Source organism: Pseudomonas putida (assembly GCA_029953615.1).
In the GTDB taxonomy this organism is placed as follows: Bacteria; Pseudomonadota; Gammaproteobacteria; order Pseudomonadales; family Pseudomonadaceae; genus Aquipseudomonas.
In genome coordinates this window covers 4605973-4617210 of record CP124529.1, presented here as the reverse complement: position 1 = coordinate 4617210, position 11238 = coordinate 4605973, and the positions used below count along the sequence as shown (strand labels likewise).

The 11238-nt window shown below is 64.7% G+C and carries 8 protein-coding genes and 3 pseudogenes; 4 read left to right on the top strand and 7 right to left on the bottom strand.

What is annotated here, in order from left to right; genetic code table 11:
• Window positions 1–417 precede the first annotated feature (417 nt).
• Both QIY50_21200 and QIY50_21195 read left to right on the top strand, forming a co-directional pair.
• Window positions 418–1323: a LysR substrate-binding domain-containing protein gene (locus QIY50_21200; GenBank protein WGV19811.1), complete on the top strand. Its 906-nt coding sequence runs from the start codon at window positions 418–420 to the stop codon at window positions 1321–1323.
• A 99-nt stretch (window positions 1324–1422) separates the two neighbouring features.
• On the top strand, window positions 1423–2019 hold the full coding sequence (locus QIY50_21195) for a hypothetical protein (GenBank protein WGV19810.1): 597 nt from the start codon (window positions 1423–1425) through the stop codon (window positions 2017–2019).
• Between the two features lie 44 nt (window positions 2020–2063).
• Here QIY50_21195 and QIY50_21190 read toward each other — a convergent pair.
• From QIY50_21190 to QIY50_21170, 5 genes and pseudogenes are all read right to left on the bottom strand, one after another.
• Window positions 2064–2943: pseudogene (locus QIY50_21190) on the bottom strand (DMT family transporter).
• A 240-nt stretch (window positions 2944–3183) separates the two neighbouring features.
• Complete coding sequence (locus tag QIY50_21185; protein ID WGV19809.1) at window positions 3184–3699, bottom strand: GNAT family N-acetyltransferase; 516 nt, start codon at window positions 3697–3699, stop codon at window positions 3184–3186.
• A gap of 223 nt (window positions 3700–3922) precedes the next feature.
• Complete coding sequence (catA, locus tag QIY50_21180; protein WGV19808.1) at window positions 3923–4858, bottom strand: catechol 1,2-dioxygenase; 936 nt, start codon at window positions 4856–4858, stop codon at window positions 3923–3925.
• A gap of 43 nt (window positions 4859–4901) precedes the next feature.
• The gene (gene catC, locus QIY50_21175) at window positions 4902–5192 is read right to left on the bottom strand and encodes a muconolactone Delta-isomerase (GenBank protein WGV19807.1); all 291 of its coding nucleotides are present in this window, start codon (window positions 5190–5192) and stop codon (window positions 4902–4904) included.
• Between the two features lie 135 nt (window positions 5193–5327).
• Window positions 5328–6450 (bottom strand): annotated as a pseudogene (locus QIY50_21170) (muconate cycloisomerase family protein).
• A gap of 135 nt (window positions 6451–6585) precedes the next feature.
• Between QIY50_21170 and catR the strand changes: the two are divergent.
• Window positions 6586–7465 (top strand): annotated as a pseudogene (gene catR, locus QIY50_21165) (HTH-type transcriptional regulator CatR).
• A complete protein-coding gene (locus QIY50_21160) occupies window positions 7462–8796 on the top strand; it encodes a D-serine ammonia-lyase (GenBank protein ID WGV19806.1) in 1335 nt (444 codons plus the stop codon). Before catR ends, QIY50_21160 begins: the two are co-directional and overlap by 4 nt.
• 142 nt (window positions 8797–8938) lie before the next feature.
• Here QIY50_21160 and QIY50_21155 read toward each other — a convergent pair whose 3' ends face one another.
• Together QIY50_21155 and QIY50_21150 are read right to left on the bottom strand one after the other, a co-directional pair.
• A complete protein-coding gene (locus QIY50_21155; protein ID WGV19805.1) occupies window positions 8939–9769 on the bottom strand; it encodes a LuxR C-terminal-related transcriptional regulator in 831 nt (276 codons plus the stop codon).
• A gap of 53 nt (window positions 9770–9822) precedes the next feature.
• Window positions 9823–11235, bottom strand: coding sequence for an aminotransferase (locus QIY50_21150; protein WGV19804.1), 1413 nt, complete (start codon window positions 11233–11235; stop codon window positions 9823–9825).
• Window positions 11236–11238: the final 3 nt, after the last annotated feature.

Sequence of the window (11238 nt, the reverse complement as noted above, 5' to 3'; positions counted from 1 at the left end):
TTCCGGTCTATGCCAGGTGTTCTTTCAGCCGAGCGTGGGCTCGTGCTACCCCTCATCAGGTCTACACGGGGCGTGCGAAGCTGTCACGACGGGGTTGCTGCGGTCTTGCACGCAGGTGCTGACACGCCGCTCGCTCGCGGAACTCGCAGGGCCACGGGAAAGACTAGCCGAGCCTGGACAGAGTTCTAATAGAGCGGCTATTGGGGGGTGATAGGTTGGCTCTGTCAGGGTCATGCCTGTACTGGCCTCTTCGCGGGCGCGCCCGCTCCCACCGGACCTCCTCAGGTCTCGAGAGCGGTGCATCACTTGTGGGAGCGGGCATGCCCGCGAAGAGGCCGGCACATCCATACAAGGCAATCAGGCTGGCCACATGCTTCAATACACCGCCACCCCCTCTACTCCGGAACCCGCCCCCTCATGAACCGCAACGACCTGCGCCGCGTCGACATGAACCTGCTGGTACTGTTCGAAGCCCTGATGATCGAACGCAACCTGACCCGGGTCGGCGAAAAGCTGTTCATCACCCAGCCCACCGTCAGCGCCGCCCTCGCTCGCCTGCGCGAACTGTTCGATGACCCGCTGCTGATCCGCAACGGCCGGGCCATGGAGCCTACGCCACGGGCCATGCAGATCTTCGCCGAACTGGGGCCGGCCATGGACGTGATTTCCGCCGCCATCAGTCGCGCCCGCGAGTTCGACCCGGCCAACAGCTGCAACGTGTTCCGCCTGGGCCTGTCGGACGATGCCGAGTTCGGCCTGTTCCCGGCCCTGTTACAGGCCCTGCGCGAAGAGGCCCCGGACATCAGTGTGGTGGTGCGCCGGGCCAACTTCCTGCTGATGCCGGGGCTGCTGGCCAGCGGCGAGATCTCGGTAGGCGTGAGCTACACCACAGACCTGCCGGCCACCGCCAAGCGCCGCAAGCTGCGCAACATCGGCGTGCGGGTGCTGCGCGCCGATGACCGCCCGGGCCCGTTGACCCTCGACGAATACTGCGCCCGCCCGCATGTGATGGTGTCGTTCTCCGGCGACATGAGCGGCAACATCGACCTTGACCTGGCGCGCATCGGCCGCTGCCGCAAGGTGGTGCTGGCGGTGCCGCAGTTCGGCAGCCTGCGCGCCCTGCTGCGCAACACCGAGCTGATCGCCACAGTGCCGGACTACGCTGCCTGCGCCCTGGCCGACGACGGTAGCCTGCGCGCCGACCCGGCGCCGTTCGACATTACCGAAGCCGAACTGTCGATGGTCTGGAGCGGCGCCCAGGACAACGACCCGGCCGAGCGCTGGCTGCGCGAACGCATCCTGCAGTTCATGGCTACGCAGTGATGCATCGACCTCGTCAATAGCCACCATGAATCCCATCAAGTTCCGCCAAGGCCGGCCCGGGCGGAAGATAGCGGCATTCACTGAATGATGAGGCATCCCATGAAAACCGGCATGATCGCTGCCCTGCTCGCCTTGCTGGCCGCCCTTGGCGGTTGTGCCGGCCAGGCCGCTACCGACACGCAGCCCTACGGGCACTTCTATTCGGCCACGGCCATTTCCAGTGTCGCCCTGGCCCCCGGTCAACGTGTGGCGGTACTGCTGGGGCGTGACGCCGAGGCCACCCTCGAATACCTCGACAGCCATCGCCACCAGACTGCGGCGCCGATCCAGGGCCAGCGCGTCCCGGTGGCTACCCTGCGCAGCGAGAGCCAGGCGTATGACTGGCTGGCGCGGTCACTGGCGCAGCAGTTTGCCGACGTGACGTTCTATGACGACCTGGACACGCTGCTGGGTGACCACCCGGATGTAATCGTGCTGCTGGATACCGAAAGCCGTTTGGCCAGTGCAGGAATCGAAAGCCGGGTGGTGGCGCGGTTCTTCGATGACCAGCTGACCTATATCGGCCGGGCCGAAGGGCGAGCCAGCAAGCGCCTGGGCGATGTGGCGCGGGTGATGGAGGATGAGCGGGCGGTACAGGCGGATGCGCTGCGGGACTTTGACCACTCGTTGCAGGCGTTGTTGAAGGGTCGGGTTTGAGGGCCCTTTCGCGGGTAAACCCGCGAAGAGGTTAATACAGGTTGTCACTTACCCCGCTGCATCCACGCCGCCCCCAGCCCACTGAGGCAGATCACCGAGATGCCCACTAGGCTCAAGGTATCCGGCACCTGGCTATAGACAACCAACCCAAGCAACCCGGCAAACACGATCTGGCAATAGCTGAACGGCGCCAGCAAGGCCGGTGCCGCATGGCGGAAGGCCTGGGTCAGCAGCAGGTGCGCGGTCATGCCAAACCCACCCAGCGCCAGCATCAGCAGCGCATGGTCCCAGCGCGGCATTTCCCAGAAGAACGGCACCAGCGCGCTCATCGCCAGGGTGTTGCACAACCCCGCATAGAAGTTACTGGTAGTCGGGCTGTCATGCGCAGCCAGGATGCGCGTCAGCAACTGATAGAAGCAGAAGCCCAGCGCCGAACCGAACGGATACAGGATGGCCGGGGTGAACATCGCCCCGCCCGGGTGCACCACCACCAGCACACCGATGAAGCCCATCACCACCGCCACCCACTGCCCCACCGTCACCCGCTCCTTCAGCAACGGCGCCGACAGCGCGGTGACCAGCACCGGGGCAAGGAAGTTGACCGCCGTGGCCTCGGCCAGCGGCAGGTACTGCAAGCCAGTGGTGAACAGCAGGCTGGTACTCAGCAGGCTCAGGGCGCGTAACGTCTGCAACAACGGNCCGGCGGGTACGCAGCACGTTGAGCCCGGCCTTGGGCAGGAAGATGCCGGCCATCAGCAGCGTGTGCACCACATACCGCGCCCATACCACCATGATGATCGGGTACAGGCCGCCGAGGAACTTGGACAGGGCATCGTGACTGGCGAACAGGAACGTCGCCACTACCACCAGGGCGATGCCGCGCAGGGGTTGGTTGACTCCGGACAGCGGTGTGCTGGAACTCATGGCACTCTCGATGACGGCGCGGCTGGATGCAGCGCCCAGGGAAGGCCGCACAGGCGTTGCCTGGCGGATGCAACAGCTCGGATTCTAGAAGAGATGCCCGAGGATAAGGAAGTTCAATTGCCACTCGCCAAGGCCGACAGCATTTTCTGTTCGCTGATCGACCACTTTCTACCCCGCGCACATGCCCGAGCCATGCTGATCGCCGACCTCGAGTGCGAACCCTGCACCCCTGCAAGGAATTTACATGGAAGCTGGCAGGCTCTCTGTGGGAGCGCCCGTCACCAGGAAATTCAGCAAGCCCGGTTCGTCATCCAGGGCTATGGCCCGCGAAGGGCGCGGCAACGCGGCCAATACGCCATTGCAGAAGCCCACGGCAGGCGCGTCCTGTGCGTAACAGCGCAACAGCCAGTCGCCCTCGCCGCCCAGCAGCTGCAACGCCACCGCCCGCCCGATGCCCTGGCGGCGGTACTTTTTCAGGATGAACAGATCGGCCAGCTCGAAGGCGTCGATGCCCGGCAGTTCGCTGCGTTCGACCAGCACGAAACCGGCGATGAAGCCGTCTGCCAGCACCAGGTACGCCCCCCAGCCATCCGCCTGCCAGTAACGTTGCAGGTGCTGGTCATGGATATAGAAGCGGCCATCCACTTCGACGTCTTCCTGCTCCCAGTCGGAGGACTCGTAGGCGTAGAACTGGTAGAGGTTGCGAATCAGCGAGGCCTGGTCGGCAGTGGTTGCCAGCAGTTCGATGGGCAGCATGGTGCGGGGGCTCGGGTAAAAAGGCGGATTCTAGACCAACTACCCCTGGCAACAAAAAGCCCAGGCCCTCCCCGCACGGAAAGGCCCAGGCAAAAAACCGTCATCGATGGGCAAGGGACCCTGTGGGAGCGGGCATGCCCGCGAACACCGGCAAAGCCGGTGCCAGCCACCGCGGTGCCTGCTTCGCGGGCACGCCCGCTCCCACAGTGGTACCCGTCAGGGTTCAGCTGTTTTGCAACGCACGCGGGCGCTGGCTGCGCACCTCGGCGTCCGGCGCCTTGGCCGCCTGCAGGTGGAAGTCGAACACCAGCTCGGCAAAGCGCTCGCCCTGTACGCCGCGGTCACGTGCCACCGCGGCGTCCTCGACAAAGCGCAGCTCGCCGATCAACCCGTCACGGGTGGCGTAGGCAAAGTCATCCCAGAGGTACTGGTCGCCGGCAAAGTTGATCTGCGTGGTCAGGTGGCGGTGCCCCGGTGCCGAGATGAAGAAGTGCACGTGCGCCGGGCGCTGGCCGTGGCGGCCAAGCAAGTCCAGGCATTCCTGGGTTGGCCCCTGCGGATCGCAGCCGTACCCCGACGGCACGATGGAACGCGCGCGGTAGCGCCCTTCGGCATCGGTGATGATGCGTCGGCGCAGGTTGTACTCGGACTGGCTGGAGTCGAAGTACGAATAAGTACCTTGGGTGTTGGCATGCCACAGGTCGACAGTGGCGCCGGCCAACGGCTTGCCGTCGGCATCGAACACCTTACCCTGGAGGAACATCACCACACCCGGGTCGCTGCCGTCGTCCATGCGCGCTTCGCCTTGCGCCAGTGGCGCCCCCGCCACATACAGCGGGCCTTCGATGGTGCGCGGGGTACCGCCGCTCAGCCCGGCCTCGGCGTCCTTGGCGTCCTGCAGCAGGTCGAGGAAGTGCTCGATGCCCAGGCCTGCTGCCAACAGGCCGGCTTCGTTACGGCCACCCAGGCGGTTGAGGTAATCGACAGCATGCCAGAACTCGTCCTCGGTGATTTCCAGGTCCTCGACCAGGCGTGCAGTGTCCTGCAGCACACGCAGGATGATTTGCTTGAAGCGTGGGTTGCCTTCGGCATGGCCCAGGCCGGCCACTTGCTTGAAGAACGCCTGAACATCGGCAGTGTGGGAAATTTTCACGGTCATCGTGCTTACCTCATCTTGTTCTTGTCAGGTAGACAGGTGCGACTCAGCGGTCGTCGCTGTGGATCGACGAGGGGTGCCGGCACAGGCCGTCGACCTCGATGTCCATGTACGGGAACAGCGGCAGCTGCATCAGGGTGTCGTGCAGCGCCTCGACGCTGGGCACATCAAACACGCTGTAGTTGGCGTAGTGCCCGGCAATGCGCCACAGGTGGCGCCAGGTGCCTTCGCGCTGCAGGCGCTGGGCCAGTTCCTTTTCGTCGGCCTTGAGCCGGGCGGCCTTGGCCGGGTCCATGTCGACCGGCAGTTTCACGGTCATCTTCACGTGGAACAGCATGCTGGTATCTCCTTTTTCTGTTTTGGCGCGAACACTGTGGGAGCGGGCATGCCCGCGAACACGGGCGAAGCCCGTGCCCTCCACCGTGTCGCATGCTTCGCGGGCACGCCCGCTCCCACAGGGGGGCGCGTGTTTTCAATGCCGGGCGAAACGCGCCAGGCGCTGCTCGTCCAGGGTCAGGCCCAGCCCTGGGGTACCTGGAATGTGCAGCTGGAAGTCGCGGTACTGCGGTGGCTCGTTGACGATTTCTTCGGTCAGCAGCAGCGGCCCGAACAGCTCGGTACCCCAGGTGAGCTGGCGCAGGGTAAGGAAGGCATGAGCCGAAGCCAGGGTGCCGATCGAGCCTTCGAGCATGGTCCCGCCATACAGGGCGATGCCGGCTGCCTCGGCAATTTGCGCGGTGCGCAGTACGGCGCGCGGGCCGCCATTCTTGGCAATTTTCAGGGCGAAGATGCTGGCCGCGCCGTCGGCAGCCAGACTGAAGGCGTCTTCGACACTTTCGATCGACTCGTCAGCCATGATCGGCAGCCGGGCTGCGCTGGTTCAGGCGCACCTGGCCGCTGCGGTTGATGCGCGAAATCGGTTGCTCGATCAGATCGATGCCGTTGTCGCCAAGCACCTGGCAGGCATGGATGGCCTGGGACTCGTCCCAGTACTGGTTGACGTCGACCCGCACGCTGGCGCTGTCGCCCAGCTCACGCTTGATCGCCACCACGTGCTTGAGGTCCTGGATCAGCGGGTTGGCACCGATCTTCAGCTTGAATACCCGATGCCGCCGAATCTCCAGCATATGCTGGGCTTCGGCGATGTCGCGGGTGGTGTCGCCACTGGCCAGGGTCCAGGCCACTTCCAGGCTGTCGCGCACGCGGCCACCCAGCAGTTCGCTGACCGGCAGGCCCAGGCGCTTGCCCTGGGCGTCGAGCAAGGCGCTTTCGATACCGGACTTGGCAAAGGTGTTGCCCTTGGCCAGCTTGTCCAGCTTGAGCATGGCGGCGTTGATGTTGCCTGCCGGCAGGCCGATCAGCGCAGGCGCCAGGTGCGCATCGATATTGGCCTTGATGCCCTCGGGGCTTTCGTAGCCATAGGCCAGGCCGCCGATGGTGGTGGCCTCGCCGATGCCTTCCACGCCATCGCTGCAGCGAACACGCAATACCACCAGGGTCTGCTGCTGCATGGTATGCATCGCCAGCTTGTGCGGGCGAATGGTCGGCAGGTCGACGATAATTGCCTCGATACGTTCAATCAGCGCGCTTGTCATTCTTGCCAGGTCCCGTTGTTTCTGGCTGCCAGCCGCAGCCCGGAGTGATGCATTTACTTGCATGTCCAAGGATTGCGCGAGAACCTGATAGCCGTCCAATATCGAATGAATCTCCCACCATACCCTGGAGGTCTGATGGAGCTGCGCCACCTGCGTTACTTCAAGGTCCTGGCCGAAACCCTGAACTTCACCCGCGCCGCCGAGCTGTTGCACATTGCCCAGCCACCGCTGAGCCGGCAGATCAGCCAACTCGAGGACCAGCTCGGTACGCTTGCTGGTGGTGCGCGAGCGCCCGCTGCGGCTGACCGAGGCGGGTCGCTTCTTCTACGAGCAGAGCTGCACCGTGCTGCAGCAACTGGAAAACATCAGCGACAACACCCGCCGCATCGGCCAGGGCCAGCGCCAGTGGCTGGGGATCGGCTTTGCTCCCTCGACCCTGTACAAGGTGCTGCCGGAGCTGATCCGCGAGCTTCGCCAGGACAGCGAGCTGGAACTGGGCCTGAACGAGATGACCACGCTGCAGCAGGTGGAAGCGCTGAAAAGCGGGCGCATCGACATCGCCTTCGGGCGCATTCGCATCGATGACCCGGCCATTCACCAGCAAGTGCTGTGCGAAGACCCGCTGGTGGCCGTGCTACCCAAGGGCCACCCGCTGGCAAGCAGCCCGCTTACCCTTGCCCAGCTGGCTGGCGAGGCGTTCATTCTTTACCCGGCCAACCCGAGGCCCAGCTATGCCGACCATGTGCTGGCGCTATTCGCCCACCACGGCATGAGTATCCGCGTCAGCCAGTGGGCCAACGAACTGCAGACCGCCATTGGCCTGGTGGCTGTCGGCGTGGGCGTAACCTTGGTGCCGGCGTCGGTGCAACAGCAGCATCGCACCGATATCGAATATGTCGGCCTGCTCGACAGCGGCGCCGTCAGTCCGATCATCCTCAGCCGGCGCAAGGGCGATGTGAGCCCGATCGTGCAGCGCTGCCTGACATTGATTGCACAACAGGAAAAACCAGCATGATCCACGGCAAGACACTACAAGCATGGTGCAGCTCCCACCCCCTGATCGATGACCTGGTGGCCCTGCGCGAAACCAACTGGTTCAACCCGAACATTGCTCCTGCCGCCCAGGCCCTGGCCGATGTCGGCTTGAGCGCCGCCGATGTCAGTGCCGCCAGTGCCCGCCTGGCACGCTTTGCCCCCTACCTGGCCAGCGTTTTCCCGGACACCGCCGCTACCAGCGGCATCATCGAGTCGCCACTGCGCCCGCTGCCCAACCTCCACGCCACCTTGCTGCAGGCAGCGGGCCTGCCTGCCAGCGGTTCACTTTGGCTCAAGGCGGACAGCGAGCTGCCGATCTCTGGCTCGATCAAGGCCCGCGGCGGTATTCATGAAGTGCTCAAGCACGCCGAAGACCTGGCCCTGGAGGCCGGCATGATCCGCCTCGACAGCGATTACCGGGCACTGGCCAGCGACCAGGCCCGGCAATTCTTCAGCCAGTACAAGGTTGCGGTCGGCTCGACCGGCAACCTCGGCCTGTCGATCGGCATCATGAGCGCCCGGTTGGGCTTCCAGGCCACCGTGCACATGTCGGCCGATGCCCGCCAGTGGAAGAAGGACAAACTGCGCGCCCATGGCGTGAACGTGGTCGAGTACGAAAGCGACTACAGCGTGGCGGTGGAGCAAGGGCGCCAGCAGGCGGCGGCGGACCCGGGCTGCTACTTCGTCGACGACGAGAACTCGCCACACCTGTTCCTCGGCTATGCCGTGGCGGCCGAGCGGCTGGCCGCCCAGTTCGAGGCTGCAGGTATCCAGGTAGATGCCGAGCACCCCTTGTTCGTCTACCTGCCCTGCGGGGTCGGCGGTGGCCCCGGTGGTGTGGCGTTCGGCCTGAAGCTGATCTGGGGCGACCATGTGCACTGCATCTTCGCCGAGCCCACCCACTCGCCCTGCATGTTCCTGGGGGTGTATAGCGGTTTGCATGACGCCACCAGCGTGCAGGATTTCGGCATCGACAACCTGACCGCCGCCGACGGCCTGGCGGTGGGCCGCCCTTCCGGCTTTGTCGGCAAGGCGATGCAGCGTTTGCTCGATGGTTATTACACGGTCAGTGACGAGACGCTGTACCGGCTGTTGGTGCTGGCCAGTGACCTGGAGAACGCGCGGCTGGAACCTTCGGCGCTGGCGGGGATGCCGGGCATGGTCAGGGTGCTTGAATCACCTGAGTACCTGGCGCGCATGGGCCTGTCGGCTGAGCGCATGGGCCGGGCCACGCACCTGGTGTGGGGGACCGGCGGCAGCATGGTGCCGGAGGCGGAGTTTGCGGCCTATCTGGCCAAAGGGAGGGGCTGAGATTTCTTTTCAGTTCCCACTTTACCTGTGGGAGCGGGCATGCCCGCGAAGCAGACAACGCGGTGGATGGCACGGGCTTCGCCCGTGTTCGCGGCGGTTCGACGCCTCGACACGCCCGCTCCCACAGCGATCGCATTAGCTTCTAACGTTCGAGGTGATCACCGCGCAGCCAGTCGATAAAGCGCGCAAACAACTCCGACTGCGAGTTTATCTCCAGCTTCAGGTACAGGTTCTTGCGGTGCATGCGCACGGTTTCCGGCGAGATGCCCAGCTCCAGCGCGGTGGACTTCACCGAATGCCCCCGCAGGATCATGTGCGCCACCTCCCGCTCACGGTCGGTCAGTACCTGGCAGCCGAAACTGTCGAACGCCGCCTGCAGGCTGCCACGCTCGGCCGCCGGGCCGGGCTGCAGATGATGCCGCGCGTAGCGCCCCAGCAGTTCACGCACCATCGGCTCCAGTGCCCGCAGCAGGTCGATCTGCCCGGCGCTCAGGCGCGTGCCGCTACAACCCTGGAACAGGCTCAACGACAACTTGCGGCCAGCGCTGAGGTCGACGATGTAGTAGCTGTCTTCACTGCAACCGGTACCCAGGTAGTAGGCCTTGTAGTAGTCGCTATCGAAGAAGTTGTCCGGGGCGATTTCCTGCAAGTGGTAGAAGCCCTCGGCCAGGCCGCTCTGCACGGCCAGGCAGAACGGGTCGAGCAGATAGCCGGCACTGAAGTAGCGCTCCAGCACGGCGGCGCGGTGCAGCTCGGGGATGCCTTGCTGGTACAGCAGTTGCGGTGCCCGCCCCTGGCACTCGAGGCTGATCATCATCGATTCCACCTGCACCAGCTGGCCGATGGCGGCCGCCACATGCGCCAGCGCCTCGGGCGTTTCGCTGTGGGCCAATGCGCGCTGCAGCGCCGCATGCCATTGCTGCAGCGCGCCCAGTGAAAGGGTAAGCGGAGTGTCGGGAGAGGCCTGGGTCATGCCCGGCAGTCTAGCCTGCCAGGCACGCCCGCGCACAGCCCTTTGCGCCAGCTTCATCGCCCCTGATACAGGCCAAGCACCGTGAGTTCGCGCGCGGTTTCGAGGATGCACTGGCGCAGGGTTTCGACGATCTCGTCCACTTGCGCATGGGTGATGATCAACGGCGGCGACATCACGTTCAGGTGCATGATCGGCCGCACCAGCAGCCCTTTGGCCTGGGCCTTGCTGTGGATGCGTTCGCCGATGTTCACCTCGTCGGCGAACAGCGCCTTGCTGGCCTTGTCGGCAACGAACTCGACACAGGCCATCAGCTTCATGCAGCGCACGTCCCCCACCAACGGCAGCTCGCGCAGGCTTTGCAGGCGCTGCTCCAGGTAGCCGCCGACGTCCTTGACATGCGCCAGCAAATGCTCGCGCTCGATGATCTCGATGTTCTTCAGCGCCGCAGTGCAGCACACCGGGTGGCCACTGTAGGTGAAGCCGTGAGTGAAACAGCGGCCCTTGCCCGGCTCGGCGATCACCTGCCAGATGCGCTCGGAGAAGATGCACGCCCCGAGCGGCAGGTAGGCCGAGGTCAGGCCCTTGGCCGTGGTGATGATGTCGGGGGTGACGCCGAACAGTTCCTCGCTGGCGAAAAAGGTGCCCAGGCGCCCGAACGAGGTCACCACTTCGTCGGCGACGAACAGAATGTCGTATGTCTGGCACAGCTGCCACATGCGCTGGAAGTAGCCCTTGGGCGGAATGATCACCCCACCCGAACCCATGATCGGCTCGGCGAAGAACGCCGCCACGTTGTCAGCCCCCAGCGAGAGGATCTTGTCCTCGAACTCGGCCACCAGGAAGTCGAGGAACTCGGCCTCGTCCAGGTCGTGCGGCGCACGATATGGGTTGGGGTTGGAAACGTGGTGGATCAGGTCGTGGTGATAATCGAACTCCGGCACCCGGTCTGCGGCCTTGTTGCCGATCGACATGGTCAGCGTGGTGGAGCCGTGGTAGGCGTTGTAGCGGGCGATGATGTGCTTCTTGTGCGGCTTGCCACGGCAGTTCTGGTAGTACTGGATCAGCCGGTAGGCGGTGTCGACCGCGGTCGAGCCACCGGTGGTGAGGAACACATGGTCGAGATCGCCCGGTGCCAGCTGCGCAAGCTTCTGGCATAGCTCGATGGCCACATCGTTGGCCATGTCGGAGAACGGGTTTGAATAGGCCAGCTGGCGTACCTGGTCGGCGATGGCCAGGGCCATTTCCTCGCGCCCCAGGCCGATGTTTGTGCACCACATGCCGCCGACGGCATCGAGGAAGCGGTTGCCGTGAGTATCACGGATGTAGGCGCCCTCGCCGGCAACGATGTTCAGCGCGCCTTGCTCGCGGTGCTCGTCGAACACATGGTAGCCATGCATGTAGTGGGCCTTGTCGGCTTCCACCAGCGGGTCGTGGGCAACGCTGGATGCTTTGCTTGGGGTGGCCATGGG